17 protein-coding genes are annotated in these 14,591 nt (G+C 68.4%); 4 read left to right on the top strand and 13 right to left on the bottom strand.

Annotated features, from left to right (window positions below; genetic code table 11):
* From DDF67_RS06740 to trmD, 8 genes are all read right to left on the bottom strand, one after another.
* The coding region (locus DDF67_RS06740; protein WP_109100142.1) for a methyl-accepting chemotaxis protein at positions 1 to 1,847 on the bottom strand (1,847 nt) is incomplete at its 3' end.
* A 102-nt stretch (positions 1,848 to 1,949) separates the two neighbouring features.
* A complete protein-coding gene (gene leuB, locus DDF67_RS06745; protein ID WP_109100143.1) occupies positions 1,950 to 3,002 on the bottom strand; it encodes a 3-isopropylmalate dehydrogenase in 1,053 nt (350 codons plus the stop codon).
* A 1-nt stretch (position 3,003) separates the two neighbouring features.
* Complete coding sequence (locus tag DDF67_RS06750; RefSeq protein ID WP_109100144.1) at positions 3,004 to 3,306, bottom strand: putative quinol monooxygenase; 303 nt, start codon at positions 3,304 to 3,306, stop codon at positions 3,004 to 3,006.
* Positions 3,307 to 3,438: 132 nt separating this feature from the next.
* On the bottom strand, positions 3,439 to 4,047 hold the full coding sequence (leuD, locus tag DDF67_RS06755; RefSeq protein WP_109100145.1) for a 3-isopropylmalate dehydratase small subunit: 609 nt from the start codon (positions 4,045 to 4,047) through the stop codon (positions 3,439 to 3,441).
* Positions 4,047 to 5,489 carry a 3-isopropylmalate dehydratase large subunit gene (gene leuC, locus DDF67_RS06760; RefSeq protein WP_109100146.1) on the bottom strand — a complete coding sequence of 481 codons (1,443 nt, stop codon included), beginning with the start codon at positions 5,487 to 5,489 and terminating at the stop codon, positions 4,047 to 4,049. The genes leuD and leuC overlap by 1 nt, the downstream gene beginning before the upstream one ends.
* A gap of 429 nt (positions 5,490 to 5,918) precedes the next feature.
* Positions 5,919 to 6,371 (bottom strand): hypothetical protein, encoded by a 453-nt coding sequence (locus DDF67_RS06765; protein ID WP_109100147.1) that lies wholly within the window; start codon positions 6,369 to 6,371, stop codon positions 5,919 to 5,921.
* A gap of 123 nt (positions 6,372 to 6,494) precedes the next feature.
* Positions 6,495 to 6,878: a 50S ribosomal protein L19 gene (gene rplS / locus DDF67_RS06770; protein WP_109100148.1), complete on the bottom strand. Its 384-nt coding sequence runs from the start codon at positions 6,876 to 6,878 to the stop codon at positions 6,495 to 6,497.
* Positions 6,879 to 6,880: 2 nt separating this feature from the next.
* Complete coding sequence (gene trmD / locus DDF67_RS06775) at positions 6,881 to 7,618, bottom strand: tRNA (guanosine(37)-N1)-methyltransferase TrmD (protein WP_109100149.1); 738 nt, start codon at positions 7,616 to 7,618, stop codon at positions 6,881 to 6,883.
* Positions 7,619 to 8,021: 403 nt separating this feature from the next.
* Here trmD and rlmN point away from each other — a divergent pair, with 403 nt between their 5' ends.
* The 3 genes from rlmN to DDF67_RS06795 all read left to right on the top strand — a co-directional run bounded on the left by rlmN (position 8,022) and on the right by DDF67_RS06795 (position 10,735).
* On the top strand, positions 8,022 to 9,227 hold the full coding sequence (gene rlmN / locus DDF67_RS06785) for a 23S rRNA (adenine(2503)-C(2))-methyltransferase RlmN (protein ID WP_109100150.1): 1,206 nt from the start codon (positions 8,022 to 8,024) through the stop codon (positions 9,225 to 9,227).
* A gap of 210 nt (positions 9,228 to 9,437) precedes the next feature.
* Positions 9,438 to 9,863: a DUF350 domain-containing protein gene (locus tag DDF67_RS06790; protein WP_058350636.1), complete on the top strand. Its 426-nt coding sequence runs from the start codon at positions 9,438 to 9,440 to the stop codon at positions 9,861 to 9,863.
* Positions 9,864 to 9,892: 29 nt separating this feature from the next.
* A complete protein-coding gene (locus DDF67_RS06795) occupies positions 9,893 to 10,735 on the top strand; it encodes a S1 family peptidase (protein ID WP_109100151.1) in 843 nt (280 codons plus the stop codon).
* Between the two features lie 143 nt (positions 10,736 to 10,878).
* Here DDF67_RS06795 and hemF read toward each other — a convergent pair whose 3' ends face one another.
* The 5 genes from hemF to DDF67_RS06820 form a co-directional block, all read right to left on the bottom strand.
* A complete protein-coding gene (hemF, locus tag DDF67_RS06800; RefSeq protein ID WP_109100152.1) occupies positions 10,879 to 11,763 on the bottom strand; it encodes an oxygen-dependent coproporphyrinogen oxidase in 885 nt (294 codons plus the stop codon).
* A gap of 70 nt (positions 11,764 to 11,833) precedes the next feature.
* Entirely contained in the window at positions 11,834 to 12,043 is a 210-nt protein-coding gene (locus DDF67_RS06805; RefSeq protein ID WP_109100153.1) for a DUF4926 domain-containing protein, read from the bottom strand.
* Positions 12,040 to 12,384 carry a DUF6883 domain-containing protein gene (locus DDF67_RS06810; RefSeq protein ID WP_109100154.1) on the bottom strand — a complete coding sequence of 115 codons (345 nt, stop codon included), beginning with the start codon at positions 12,382 to 12,384 and terminating at the stop codon, positions 12,040 to 12,042. The genes DDF67_RS06805 and DDF67_RS06810 overlap by 4 nt, the downstream gene beginning before the upstream one ends.
* Positions 12,385 to 12,387: 3 nt before the next feature.
* Positions 12,388 to 13,329, bottom strand: coding sequence for an electron transfer flavoprotein subunit alpha/FixB family protein (locus tag DDF67_RS06815; protein WP_109100155.1), 942 nt, complete (start codon positions 13,327 to 13,329; stop codon positions 12,388 to 12,390).
* Positions 13,329 to 14,075 (bottom strand): electron transfer flavoprotein subunit beta/FixA family protein, encoded by a 747-nt coding sequence (locus DDF67_RS06820; protein WP_109100156.1) that lies wholly within the window; start codon positions 14,073 to 14,075, stop codon positions 13,329 to 13,331. The genes DDF67_RS06815 and DDF67_RS06820 overlap by 1 nt, the downstream gene beginning before the upstream one ends.
* 244 nt (positions 14,076 to 14,319) lie before the next feature.
* Between DDF67_RS06820 and DDF67_RS06825 the strand changes: the two genes are divergently transcribed.
* The gene (locus DDF67_RS06825; protein ID WP_109100157.1) at positions 14,320 to 14,586 is read left to right on the top strand and encodes a hypothetical protein; all 267 of its coding nucleotides are present in this window, start codon (positions 14,320 to 14,322) and stop codon (positions 14,584 to 14,586) included.
* The last annotated feature ends 5 nt before the right edge of the window (positions 14,587 to 14,591 follow it).

The raw sequence follows: 14,591 nt of genomic DNA on the forward strand, positions 1-14,591 counted from the left end.
GCGCGGGCCGGGCTGGCGGCGGGACGCGAGGCCGGGGTGGCGGCCCGGGGCGCCGAGGCGGCCACGGCGGCGCCGGCGACCTTGAAGCGGCCGACCTGCACGGCCAGCTCGCCTGCCTCGCCCTTCAGCGAGTGGGTGGCGGCGGTGGCTTCTTCCACCATGGCGGCGTTCTGCTGGACGACCTGGTCCATCTGGTTCACCGCGACATTGACCTGGTGCAGGCCGGTGGACTGCTCCTGGGCGCTGGCGGCGATCTCGCCGACCAGGGCGTCGATGCTGGCCACCTGGTCGACGATGGCGCGCAGGGCCTCGCCGGTCTGGCCGACCAGGGAGACGCCGGCCTCGACCTGCTGGGTCGAGGTCGAGATCAGGCCCTTGATCTCCTTGGCCGCTTCGGCCGAGCGCTGGGCGAGCGCGCGGACTTCCTGCGCCACGACCGCGAAGCCCTTGCCCGCGTCACCGGCCCGCGCGGCTTCCACGCCCGCGTTCAGCGCCAAAAGGTTGGTCTGGAAGGCGATCTCGTCGATCACGCCGATGATGTTGCCGATCTGGCCCGAGGACTGCTCGATGCCGGCCATGGCGCCGACCGCCTGGTCGACGATGCGGCCCGAGCGCTCGGCGCCGGCGCGGGCGCCGGCCACCAGGCTGGAGACTTCCTTGGCGCCCGAGGCGGTCTTGCGGACGGTGGCGGTGATCTGGTCGAGGGCGGCGGCGGTCTCTTCCAGGCTGGCGGCCTGCTGCTCGGTGCGGCGCGACAAGTCGTCCGAAGCCTGGGCGATCTCTTCCGAACCGGCGCGGATGCCGCCGGCGGCGCCGTTGATGCCGCGCATGGCTTCTTCCAGGCGGGCGGCGGCGGCGTTGAAGTCGGTCTTCAGCTGCTCGGCGTCAGGGGCGAAGGCGGCGGTGATGCGGAAGGTCAGATCACCGTTCGACAGGTGACCCAGGGCCTCGGCCAGGGCCGACACGGCGACGGCGTCTTCCTGGGCCTTGCGGGCCTTTTCGGCCTCGACGCGGGCGCGCTCGGCCTCGGTCATGCGGCGCTGCTCGACGGCCTCGTCTTCCAGGCGCAGCTTGTGGATGGCGGCGTCCTTGAAGCTCAGCACGGCCTGGGCCATCTGGCCGACCTCGTCCTTGCGACCGACGGCGGGGACCTCGATGGAGTTGTCGCCCGAGGCCAGGCGGCGCATGGCGGCGGTCATGGCGGCCACCGAGGCGCCGATGGTGCCCGACAGCATCCAGCCCATCAGGCCGGCGATGACCAGGGCGGCCACGCCGCCCAGGACCAGCGACAGGATGGCCAGGTCCATGGCCGACTTCATCTCCTTGGCGCGCAGGGCGACGCGCTCGGCGGCGGCGTCGGTCAGTTCCTGCTGGACGTTGCGGATGTCAGTCAGGCTCTTGCGGCCCATCAGCTCGCCGGCGGCGATGCGGCCCATGACCGGATCGTTGTCGACGGCCGCCTGGGCGGGCTCGGCGATGGTCTTGCGCCACACGCCCACCGCAGCGCGCAGGCGCTGGATGCGGGCCTTCTGCTCGGCGATCGTGGTCTTGCCCTCGAAGGCGTCCAGGGCCTTGTCGAACCGGGCGGCGTTTTCCTTGTAGGCCTCGGCGAACTGGGTGTCGCCCAGCAGGGCGTAGGCGCGCAGGGCGTTCTGCTGCTCGAGGACCAGGGTCATCATCTCCTCGGCCTCGGTGGCCAGGGAGAGGCTGCGCTGGGTGGAGACCGAAGCGTCTTCGATGCGCTGCAGGCTGGTGAACACAACGGCCGAAGAGGCCACGAAGGCGATGATCAGGGCGCTGAACGCGATCCCCAGCTTCGCCGATATCTTCAGGTCGTTGAAACGCATTTCGCCCAGGTCCCGACTTATCTCTTGATAAGCAAAGGAACTGGGCGAAAAAACTTAAGCAGAAATTGTAAAACGCCGAAATAACGGCGCTATTCTACCAGATCAGATGCGACACAACACCGCATCACCCATCTGAACAGTGGTCAATTCACCTCCGAGATCACGGGTGCGCGCACCCGAATCCAGAGCGCCCTTGACGGCGGCGAGCAGGCGGTCGGCGGCTTCGACCTCCTTCAGCGACCAGCGCAGGGCCATCTCGAACGACAGGATGGCGGCCAGCGGATTGGCCAGGCCCTTGCCGGCGATGTCGGGGGCCGAGCCGTGGATCGGCTCGTAGAGGCCCGGCTTGTCGGGATCGCCGATGGCGGCCGAGGGCAGCATGCCCAGCGAGCCGGTCAGCATGGCCGCCGCGTCCGACAGGATGTCGCCGAACAGGTTGTCGGTGACGATGACGTCGAACTGCTTGGGCGCGCGCACCAGCTGCATGGCGCAGTTGTCGGCCAGGATGTGCTCCAGCTCGACGTCGGGATATTCGCGCGCATGCAGCTCGGTGATCACCTGCTTCCACAGCAGGCCCGACTCCATGACGTTCGACTTCTCGGCCGAGTGGACCTTGTTCTTGCGGCCGCGGGCCAGCTCGAAGGCCACGCGCCCGGCGCGCTCGATCTCGCTGGTGGTGTAGAGGGCGGTGTCGTAGCCCTTCTTCTGGCCGTCGGGCAGCACGTCGATGCCGCGCGGCTCGCCGAAATAGACGCCGCCGACCAGTTCGCGCACGAACATGATGTCCAGGCCCGAGACCAGCTCGGTCTTCAGGCTGGAGGCGCCGGCCAGGGCCTCGAAGCAGTAGGCCGGGCGCAGGTTGGCGTAGACGTTCATCGCCTTGCGCAGGTTCAGCAGGCCGGCTTCCGGGCGCAGGTGGCGGGGAGCGTCGGCCCACTTGGGACCACCGACCGCGCCCATCAACACCGCGTCGCTGGCCAGGGCGCGATCACGCACCTCGTCGGTCAGCGGCGTGCCGTGGGCGTCGTAGCTGGCGCCGCCGTAGATGGCTTCCTCGACCACCAGGCTGGGCACGAGGGCGGCCGCCACGCGGCGCACCTCCGCGCAGACTTCCGGACCGATGCCGTCGCCGGGGAGCAGGAGAAGCGTAGCCATTTCAGATCTCGCGATAGGCGGAAACGTCGAAGGAGGACATGCGGCGCTCGTACACGCCAAGCTCGGCGCACGCCGCGCGCCACGCGGCCATATGCGGCGAAGCGCGGTGGAAGGCCAAGGCCGCTTCGTCGGTGAAGTGCTCGAAAACCCGGATCAGCCCCGGATCGAGCCGGTCCTCGGAGAGGGCGTAGTCCAGGCAGCCCGGCTCGGCGCGCGACCCGGCCACCTGGGCGGCCAGGTGCGGGCGCAGGGTTTCGAGGCGCTCGGGCGCGATGCGGATCGTGCCGGCGAGGATGATGGTCATCTGGGTCTCTCTCCCTTCCCCCTTGGATGGGAGAAGGGTCGGGGATGGGGGTGAAAGCCTGTCGGGATATAGCGCGAACCCAACCGCCGCAGTCACCCCCACCCCTGCCCTCCCCCATCAAGGGGGAGGGGTTCAGGATTCCAGCCAGGGCTGGCCGATGGCGCGCTTGCTTTCGAAGACGTCGATGTCGGCGGCGTGCTGCAGGGTCTCGCCGATGGCGTCCAGACCTTTCAGCATCTTCTCCTTGCGCACCGGATCGATCTGGAAGCTGAAGGTCTTGCCCGAGGGCGAGACCACCGTCTGGGCTTCCAGGTCGACGCTGACCATGTGGTTGCCGCCCTTGGCCTCGTCCATCAGCACGCTGACTTCGTCGGCCGCCAGCACCACCGGCAGCAGGCCGTTGTTGAAGCAGTTGTTGTTGAAGATGTCGGCGAAGCTGGTGGAGATCACGCACATGATCCCGAAGTCCATCAGGGCCCACGGGGCGTGCTCGCGCGAGGAGCCGCAGCCGAAGTTGTCGCCGGCGATCAGCACGGACGAGCCCTTGTATTCGGGGCGGTTGAGCACGAAGTCGGCGATCTCGTTCCCGGCCGCGTCGAAGCGGAAGTCGAAGAACAGCCCCTTGCCCAGGCCCTCGCGCTCGACGGTCTTGAGGAACTGCTTGGGGATGATCTGGTCGGTGTCGATATTGGCCAGCGACAGGGGCGCGGCGCGGCCGTCGAGACGGGTGAAGGCTTGCATCAGTTCGTCTCCGACAGCAGGGTCCGCACGTCGACCAGATGGCCGGCGATCGCCGCCGCCGCCGCCATGGCGGGCGAGACGAGGTGGGTGCGGCCGCCGCGGCCCTGACGGCCCTCGAAATTGCGGTTGCTGGTCGAGGCGCAGCGCTCGCCCGGCTCCAGGCGGTCGGGGTTCATCCCCAGGCACATCGAGCAGCCCGGCTCGCGCCAGTCAAAGCCCGCGGCCTTGAAGATGGCGTCCAGGCCCTCGGACTCGGCCTGTTCCTTCACCAGGCCCGAGCCCGGCACGACCATCGCCTTGACGTGCGGGGCCACCATGCGGCCGTGCAGGAAGGCTTCCTGCACCACGGCGGCGGCGGCGCGCATGTCCTCGATGCGGCTGTTGGTGCACGAGCCGATGAAGACACGGTCGATACGGGCCTCGGAGATCGGCTGGCCGGCGGTCAGGCCCATATAGTCCAGGGCCCGGTGGGCGGCGGCGCGCTTGTCGGCGGTGGCGAAGCTCTCCGGCTCGGGGACGTTCCCGGTGATCGGCACGACGTCCTCAGGGCTGGTGCCCCAGGTGACCATCGGCACGAGCGCGGCCCCGTCGATGACGACGGTGCGGTCGAAGACGGCGCCTTCGTCCGAGAAGAAGGTCTTCCAGTGGCTGACGGCCATGTCCCAGGCCGCGCCCTTCGGCGCGGCGGGCTTGCCCTGCACATAGGCGAAGGTGGTTTCGTCCGGCGCGATCAGGCCGGCCTTGGCCCCGCCCTCGATGGTCAGGTTGCAGAGGGTCATGCGGCCCTCCATCGTCAGGCCGCGCACGGCCTCGCCGGCGTACTCGATGACGTAGCCGGTGCCGCCGGCCGTGCCGATCTCGCCGATGACGGCCAGGGCGATGTCCTTGGCGGTGACGCCCGGGCCCAGCTGGCCGTCGACGCGCACCAGCAGGTTCTTGGCCTTCTTCTGGCGCAGGGTCTGGGTGGCCAGCACGTGCTCGACCTCGGACGTGCCGATGCCGTGGGCCAGGGCCCCGAAGGCGCCGTGGGTCGAGGTGTGGCTGTCGCCGCAGACGATGGTCATGCCCGGCTGGGTGCGGCCCTGCTCGGGACCCACCACGTGGACGATGCCGTTGCGGATGTCGCCCATCGGGAAATACTCGATCCCGTTGTCGGCGACGTTGCGGCCCAGCGTCTGCAGCTGGAGACGCGCCTCCTCGTCCTGCACGGCGTCGACGCCGGCGGCCTGGTTCTCGGTCGGCACGTTGTGGTCGGCCACCGCGAGCGTGCGGTCGGGCCGGCGCACGGGACGACGGGCGGCGCGAAGGCCGGCGAAGGCCTGCGGCGTCGTCACCTCGTGGATCAGGTGCAGGTCGATGTACAGGATGGCCTCGCCGTCGGTTTCGTTGACGACGTGGGCGTCCCAGATCTTGTCGTAGAGGGTCTTTGTTGCGCGGGTCATAGCGATCCGCATCTAGGCCCGATGGACGGGCGCGTAAAGCGAGGAAACGCCGAAAATCCGCTGTGTGACCGCTGTGCAGCGATCGATCCTGCCCCGACGCGGGTCGGAAACAACGTCCAGGCGCACGTTTCTTGCCCCGAAGCCTTGCTGGAGACGCAGAACGCGGCGGTCGCCTTGGTCCCCATCCGGCGGGACGAGGACCACTGAACGCAACCTCGAACGACTAAGGGCGCGCCGGTCGTAGTGACCTGTCGGCGCGCCCTGGCATCGTTTGTACACTCCAGGGGCCGATGGCTCCGCCTGAAGAGGGCCGTCCACTAGAAAGGAGACGGTCTGGAAGCCCGCCGTGTCTGAACAGCGAGGGTGAAATCATCATGCCACAGAACAACGGTCCGTCAAGATGCGTGCTTATGCACAAAGCTTGACCGTTCAGCGGGCCCCTTCGGCGCGCGCCCGCCTGAGCAGGTCCTTGATCCCGCCCTTCGGCGTGGGCCGCATGCTGAGCAGGATCTGGTCGCCCCTGCCGTCGCAGTTCCAGTCGGCGACCACCAGCCCGGTCTCGGGCACATAGGCGGCGCCGGCGTCGATCACATGGTCGCCGTCGCGATCGACATAGAGCCGCCCCTCAACCTTGTAGAAGGTCATGCCGTGGATCGAGCGGACGAACTTCATGTTGGCGCGGCGAATGCCCTCGCCGTCGTAGCCGCCGGCGAAGAAGATGCGGATCTCGTTGAGATCGACGCCCATCCCGCGCCGGCCGTTGGGCGCCAGCAGCTCGGGCTCGCCCTCGGCCCGGGGCAGGTCGGGAACCGTGGTCCGCGCCCCGGCCATGGCCAGCATCGCCACCGCCAGCAGGCCGGCCGCCTTCAGCACGCGCCTCATGCGCCCCTCCCCAAGAACTCTCGCCAGGATTGCGCAGCGCCCGCGGGAGGACAACCGCAAAAGCAAAAGGCCCCGGCGTTTCCACCGGGGCCTTCGAACACTTCGCCGTAGCGAGCGAGCTGCTTATTCGGCGTCCTTGCGGACGTTGACGCGCTCGGCGATACGGGCCGACTTACCGCGACGGTCGCGCAGGTAGTACAGCTTGGCGCGACGGACGACGCCGCGACGCTTGACTTCGATGCTTTCGATGCTCGGCGAGAGCAGCGGGAACAGACGCTCCACGCCTTCGCCGAACGAGATCTTGCGGACGGTGAAGCTCTCGTGGACGCCCGTGCCCTGGCGGGCGATGCAGACGCCTTCGTAGGCCTGAACGCGCTCGCGCTCGCCTTCCTTGATCTTCACGTTGACGCGCAGGGTGTCGCCGGGACGGAATTCCGGGATCGCGCGGACGGCCAGCAGACGGGCCGATTCTTCTTGCTCGAGCTGAGCGATGATGTTGATCGCCATGATCATTTCTCCTTGGGCTTACCCGTTTTCGGGCCGCCTTTTGCCTGTTGATTGGCGAGATGCGCTTCCCAGAGGTCGGGACGCCGCTCGCGGGTCGTTTCTTCACGCATACTGCGCCGCCACTGGTCGACCTTCTTGTGGTCGCCCGACAGCAGCACCTCGGGGATGTCGAGCCCTTCGAACGTCCGCGGCCTGGTGTACTGCGGATGCTCGAGGAGGCCGTCCTCGAAGCTTTCTTCCAGCGTGCTGTCGATATTCCCCAGCACACCCGGGGCCAGTCGAACGCACGCCTCGATCACCACCATCGCCGCCGCCTCGCCACCGGCGAGCACCGCGTCTCCGACGGAGACCTCCTCGAACCCGCGGGCGTCGAGCACCCTCTGGTCCACCCCCTCGAAGCGGCCGCACAGCACCACGACGCCAGGCGCCTTGGACCACTCGCGAACGCGCGCCTGGGTCAGGGGCCTGCCCCGGGCGCTCATGTACAAAAGCGGCCGCCCGCCGAGGTCCACGCTGTCGAGCGCAGAGGCGATGACGTCCGCTTTGAGTACGGCTCCCGCGCCGCCACCCGCGGGAGTGTCGTCGAGGAAGCCGCGCTTATCCTTGGAAAAGGCGCGAATGTCCAGTGTTTCCAATCGCCACAGGTCGGCCTCCTTCCAGGCGGTCCCGATCATCGAGACGCCGAGCGGGCCGGGGAAGGCCTCGGGGAACATGGTCATGACGGTGGCGGTGAACGGCATGGGCGCGGTTTAGCGGTAAGGCGGACGATTGTCTGCTCCTCCCTCGCGAAGCGGGGGAGGTGGCGCGCCGCGGATACGCGGCGTGACGGAGGGGGCGACCGCCACCGCTGAGCCCAGTCTCGCCCCCTCCACCACTTCGTGGTCCCCCTCCCCCGTTCCACGGGGGAGGAGAAGGAAAGATCGCCCCGCAAGATCCTCCCCCTGTGGGGGAGGTGTCCGCAAAGCGGACGGAGGGTGAGCAGCTGATGACCATCCACCGCCGCGGAAGCTGAAAACGTCCCCCCTCCGGCCCTCCGGGCCACCTCCCCCACAGGGGGAGGATCCTGGTTTTTGGAAAACCGCCTCACATCTGCTATATCCCCGCCTCGACCCCGCACATTCCTCGAATTTCCCGGACCGCCCCTTGAGCGTCACCCTCGACCTGTCCCGCGTTGCGCCCGCTGAAAAGGCCGACGCGGCCAAGCCGCCCGTCAACCTGTCGGGCCTGACCCGCCCGCAGCTGATCGCCGCCCTGACCGAAAGCGGCGTGGTCGAGCATGGCAAGGCCAAGATGCGCGCCACCCAGGTGTTCCGCTGGATCCACCATCGCGGCGTCACCGACTTTTCCCAGATGAGCGACGTGGCCAAGGAAACCCGCGCGCGCCTGGCCGAGACCTTCACCATCGCCCGCCCCGAGGTGGTCGAGCGCCAGGTCTCCAAGGACGGCACCCGCAAGTGGCTGATCCGCATGGCCCCGGGCATCGAGGTCGAGACCGTCTATATTCCGTCGGTGGGCCGGGTCGGCGCCCTGTGCGTCTCCAGCCAGGTCGGCTGCACGCTGAACTGCAGCTTCTGCCACACCGGCACCCAGCCGCTGGTGCGCAACCTGACCACGGCCGAGATCGTCGCCCAGGTGCAGATCGCCAAGGACGACCTGGCCGAATGGCCGTCGGACAAGGAAGACCGCCTGCTGAGCAACATCGTGTTCATGGGCATGGGCGAGCCGCTCTACAATCTGGGCCAGGTGGCCGACGCCATCGAGATCATCAGCGACAACGAGGGCATCGGCATCTCGCGTCGCCGCATCACGGTGTCGACCTCGGGCGTCGTGCCGATGCTCGACAAGCTGGGCGACGCCACCCAGGCCATGCTGGCCATCAGCCTGCACGCCACCAACGACGCCCTGCGCGACGTGCTGGTGCCGCTGAACAAGAAGTACCCGATCGAGCAGCTGATGGCGGGCATCCGCGCCTATCCGGGCCTGTCCAACGCCCGCCGGGTGACCTTCGAATACGTGATGCTGAAGGGCGTCAACGACAGCCCCGACGAGGCCCGCGCCCTCGTGAAGCTGATCAAGGGCATCCCCGCCAAGATCAACCTGATCCCGTTCAATCCCTGGCCGGGCAGCCAGTACGAGTGCTCGGACTGGGGCGCGATCGAGACCTTCGCGGCGATCCTCAACAAGGCCGGCTACTCCTCGCCGATCCGCACCCCGCGCGGCCGCGACATTCTTGCGGCCTGCGGCCAACTCAAGAGCGAAAGCGAGAAGGTCCGCGCCAGCGCCCTGCGCAAGCTGTCGATGGCGGCCATGGCCGGCATGCTGGAAGACGACGCCGACGACGCGGCCTAGGTTGCGCGTGCTTCTTTTTCCGTAAAGTCCCCGCGAAAGCGGGGACTTTACGGGTGGGGGGGTCTGCTCCACTCAGCCCGAACACGCGCAACGCGGCCCCCTCCCTCTCTCAAAGAGAGAGGGTTCGACGCCCGCCACGCGAGCCCCCTACGCAAGCCTCGCCAACCCGTGTTAGAGCTTGCCCCTCAAGTCCCAGGGGGTCGCGTAAACATGCCTCAGATCCAGTCGCCCGAGATCCAGGCCTTCGCCAACGGCCTGCTGACGACCCTGACCCATGTGGGCGTGACCATGGCGATGCTGGTCGCCGGGGCGGCGATCTACATCCTTCTGACCCCCCATCGCGAGATCAAGCTGATCCGCGAAGGCAATGCGGCCGCCGCCCTGTCGCTGGGCGGGGTGATGACGGGCCTGGCCATTCCGCTGGCCGCGTCGCTGGCGGCCTCGACCTCGGTGATCGAGATCCTGCTGTGGGGCGTGGCCACGCTGGCGCTGCAGCTCCTGGTCTTCCGCCTGACCGACATGATGCTCAAGGGCCTGCCCGAGCGGATCAACGAGGGCGAGGTCTCGGCCGCCGCCCTGCTGGTGGGCGCCAAGCTCGCCACCGCCATCATCATCGCCGCCGGCGTGGCGGGCTGAGGCGAAAGGAACGAACCGGAGCGGGGCGCGTGCATTTCCCCAAGCTTCCAGACTGGCTGGTCTACGGCGCCGTGGTCGCCGCCCTTCTGGTGGTCGCCGTCGGCCGCCAGGAGCGCGCCGACGCGCCGCCGCCGCCGCCGCCGGTCCCCGGCGAGGAAGGCGTGCCGCTGGGCCCGGCCTCGCCCTTCGACCCGTCGATCGTCGTCCAGGTGCCCGACAAGCAGGAGCCGGCCTCGGGCACGGCCTTCTCGGTGGGGCAGAACGGGATTTGGCTGACGGCCCGCCATGTGGTCGACGGCTGCAAGCAGGCCGCCATCCTGGTCGCCGACGGCCGCGGCGTCGCCGCCAAGGTGACCATCGACCCGCGCTTCGACGCGGCGATCCTGACCACCGAGGGCGGCGCCCCGGCCATGCCGGTGAACCTCTCCGACCCGCGCAAGGGCATGCGGGCCTTCCATCCCGGCTATCCCCAGGGCCACGCCGGCGAGGTGGCCTCGCGCCTGATCGGCCGCGAGAACCTGGTGATCCACGGGCGCGGCGCCCGCACCGAGCCGGTGCTGGTCTGGGCCGAGGTCGGCCGCACCGACAATCTGAAGGGCACGCTGGCGGGCCTCTCCGGCGCCCCGGCGCTCGACAGCGCCGGCCGGGTGATCGGCGTGACGGTGGCGGAGTCGCCGCGTCGCGGCCGCATCTACACCACCGCGCCCGAGAGCCTGCGCACCCTGATCGCCCGCACGCCCCGGCGCGGGGGCGACGCCTCCGTCCCCGAGTTCGCCCCGGGCGAGGCCATCACCACCGACAACTACGGCCGCATCGCCGACGGCCTGCGGCGGGATCTGCGCGTGGCGCAGGTGGTGTGCCTGGCGGTGTGAGCCGGATCCTCCCCCTGTGGGGGAGGTGGCCCGACGGGCCGGAGGGGGGCCGTTTTCAGCTTCCGCTGATGGAGCCGACCTCCGAAAGACTTCCCCCTCCGTCGGCTTCGCCGACACCTCCCCCTTCAGGGGGGAGGATCTGATCACGGCCACTTCACCTGCGGCGGCATGGAGCTGAGGATCGACTCGGTGTTGCCGCCGGTCTTCAGGCCGAACATCGTGCCGCGGTCGTAGAGCAGGTTGAACTCGACATAGCGGCCGCGCTGGATCAGCTGCTGCTCGCGCTCGTCGGGGGTCCAGGCCTCGTTCATGCGTCGGCGGACCAGGGTCGGGTAGATCTCGAGGAAAGCCCGGCCGACGTCCTGGGTGAAGGCGAAGTCGCGATCCCAGTCGCCGCTGTCGTGGTGGTCGTAGAAGATGCCGCCGATGCCGCGCGGCTCGTTGCGGTGGGGCAGGAAGAAGTACTCGTCGCACCAGGCCTTGTACTTGGCGTACCACTCCGGATCGTGCTTGTCGCAGGCGCGCTGGTAGGCGGCGTGGAAGTCGATGGCGTCGGGGAAGTCTTGGCTGCGCTGGTAGCCCAGCAGCGGGGTCAGGTCGCCGCCGCCGCCGAACCAGCCCTTGGTGGTGGCGATGAAGCGGGTGTTCATGTGCACGGCCGGCACGCGCGGATTGGTCATGTGCGCGATCAGGCTGATGCCGGTGGCGAAGAAGCGGGGATCCTCGGCGGCGCCCGGCATGGTCTTGGCCATTTCCGGCGGGAAGGTCCCGAACACGGTGGAGACGTGCACGCCGACCTTCTCGAACAGGCGGCCGTGCATCATGCCCATCACCCCGCCGCCGCCGGCCGGGCGATCCCACGGCTTCAGCTCGAAGCGACCGGGCGCATCGCCGTAGAGCTCGGCGGGCGCCTCGTCCTCCAGGGTCTCGAAGGCGGCGCAGATCTGGTCGCGCAGGCTCTCGAACCAGGCCCGGGCGCGGGCCTTCCGGGCGTCGAGATCGGAAAGGGTGTCGGCGTGTTGCGTCATGGGATCGGCTTAAGCCCAAGCCCGATCCCGCGCAAATCCGGGGGCGCGCATAAGGGGTTTTGCGGAAGGCTCAGGCGGCCCTGGCGCGGTGATGCAGCTTCAGCAGGTCGCTCGCGGCGAAGGTCGCCAGGCCGTAGGTGAAGCCCTCGTCGTCGACGAACTCGACCTGGAAGACCTCGCGATCGCCCAGCACGTCCACGACCGTACCCATCTCGCCCTTCCGCAGGTTCAGATCCGGACGGTCGACCAACAGGGCGACAGTGTCGAGTTCGTTGATCATCGGGCTTCCCGCATGACGAACACCGAGGTCAGTCGGGTCCGCGATCCGTCGGCCGGTACGATCCAGCCGCTGGTGATCATCGCAGAACGTTCGGAAAATCGGAACAGGAAGTCGATGCGGTAGCGAACGCCCCAGGCGTCGACGTCAGCTGGGAATGCATCTTCAGAAGCAGCCGCCACGCGGAGCGCTTCGATCAGGACCGGCGCGTCCTCGCGCGTCAGTCCGAGTTTCAGCGCGAACAGGCGCGCCTTGTGCTTGCCCACCGGGTGGGTCGGCGACAATGCGTAGTCGGTCAGCTTGCGCTGGTCGATCTCCGCATTGTCGCCGTCCGGGAGCTTCAAGCCTTATTTGCCGGCGGCGGTGAGCGCGCTCATCAGGTCCGGCACGGCCGACTTGTAGTCGGCGACCAGGCCGTAGTCGGCGACCTGGAAGATCGGCGCGTCGGCGTCCTTGTTGATCGCGACGATCACCTTGGAGTCCTTCATGCCGGCCAGGTGCTGGATGGCGCCCGAGATGCCCACGGCGATGTAGAGGGCCGGAGCGACGACCTTGCCGGTCTGGCCGACCTGATAGTCGTTCGGGGCGTAGCCCGCGTCGACGGCGGCGCGGCTGGCGCCGACGGCGGCGCCCAGCTTGTCGGCCAGGGGCTCGATGACCGCCTGGAACTCTTCGGCCGAGCCCATGGCGCGACCGCCCGAGACGACGATCTTGGCCGCGGCCAATTCGGGACGGTCGGACTTGACCATCTCTTCGCTGACGAAGCGGGTCTTGGCCGCATCGGCGCCCGAGACGCTCTCGACGGCGGCCGAACCGCCCTCGCCGGCCGCCGCGAAGGCGGTCGGACGCACGGTGATCACCTTCTTGGCGTCGGACGACTGGACGGTCTCCAGCGCGTTGCCGGCGTAGATCGGACGCACGAAGGTGTCGGCCGAGACCACTTCGACGATGTCGCTGATCGGGGCGACGTCGAGCTTGGCGGCGATGCGCGGGGCGAAGTTCTTGCCGCCGGCGGTGGCCGGGACGAGGATCGCGTCGTAGCCGCCGGCGAGCGCCAGGACGGCGTCGGCCTGGGCTTCGGCGATGCCGTGACCCAGGGCGTCGCTTTCGGCCAGCAGCACCTTGCGGACGCCGGCGATCTTGGCGGCGGCGTCGGCCACGGCCTGCGCGCCCTTGCCCAGGACCAGCACATCGACGTCGCCCGACAGCTTCAGGGCGGCGGTGACGGTCTTGTTGGTGCCGTCGCGCAGGTGCGCGTTGTCGTTATCGGCGATGACGAGAACGGCCATTACAGCACCCCCGCGGTCGTGAGCTTGGAGACGAGGTCGGCGGCCGACTCGACCTTGATGCCGGCCGAGCGCTTGGCCGGCTCGGTGACCTTGACGACGGTCAGGCGCGGAGCGACGTCGACGCCGTAGTCGGCGACGGTCTTCTGCGCGATTTCCTTCTTCTTGGCCTTCATGATGTTGGGCAAAGACGCGTAGCGCGGCTCGTTCAGGCGCAGGTCGGCGGTGATCACGGCCGGCAGGTCGACGTCGAGCGTCTGCAGGCCGCCGTCGACTTCACGGGTGACCTTGGCGGTCGAACCGGCGATCTCCACCGCCGAGGCGAAGGTCGCCTGCGGCCAGTCGAGCAGGGCCGACAGCATCTGGCCCACGGCGTTGTTGTCGCCGTCGATGGCCTGCTTGCCCATCAGCACCAGGCCCGGCTGCTCTTCGGCCACCACGGCCTTCAGCAGCTTGGCCACGGCCAGCGGCTCGAGGTCGGCGTCGCTGGTGATCAGGATGCCGCGGTCGCCGCCCATGGCCAGGGCCGTGCGGATGGTTTCCTGGGCTTGCGCGGGGCCGATCGAGACGATGACCACCTCGGTCGCCACGCCCTTTTCCTTGAGGCGCACGGCCTCTTCGACCGCGATCTCGCAGAACGGATTCATCGACATCTTGACGTTCGCCAGGTCGACGCCCGTCTGGTCGGCTTTCACCCGAGCCTTCACGTTGTAATCGATAACCCGTTTGACCGGGACCAGAACCTTCATCGGTCTACGCCGCCTCCTGGCTGCTTCTCTTTCGAGGTTTCCCCTGCTTGGACAATCGACTTAGCGCGTCCTCCCAGGTTTGCAAGTTTCCCCTGACGTAAGCGTAATGCGCTTTTTCAAGGATCATTCAAACAAATGTACGACACCTTTCGCGAGCCGTCAGCGCCCCGCGCGCTCCCTCCCGCCAATGGCGCCCGCGAAATGGGACTAGCCACATAGCGCGGCCGGTGCTTAAGACGCCGCCATGAACCGCAACATCAACCGCCTGAAGATCATCTTCATCGGAATCTTCCTCGCCAGCATCGTCGGCGTGTTCGGCTACCACTATCTGTGGGTCTGGCCGAAGGCGAAGTGCGAGGCGCGCGGCGGCGCCTGGGCCGGCAAGTGGCTCAAGTGCGCCACGATCTATCCGATCGAGACCCTGACGGGCCGCCGGCCCGACCTGCCGGCCATCAACACCGACACCTCCAAGATGGAAGGCCCGTCGGTCCGGAACCCGGAAAAGAAGTAAGGCGC

This window comes from Caulobacter endophyticus (assembly GCF_003116815.1).
Taxonomy (GTDB): Bacteria; Pseudomonadota; Alphaproteobacteria; order Caulobacterales; family Caulobacteraceae; genus Caulobacter; species Caulobacter endophyticus.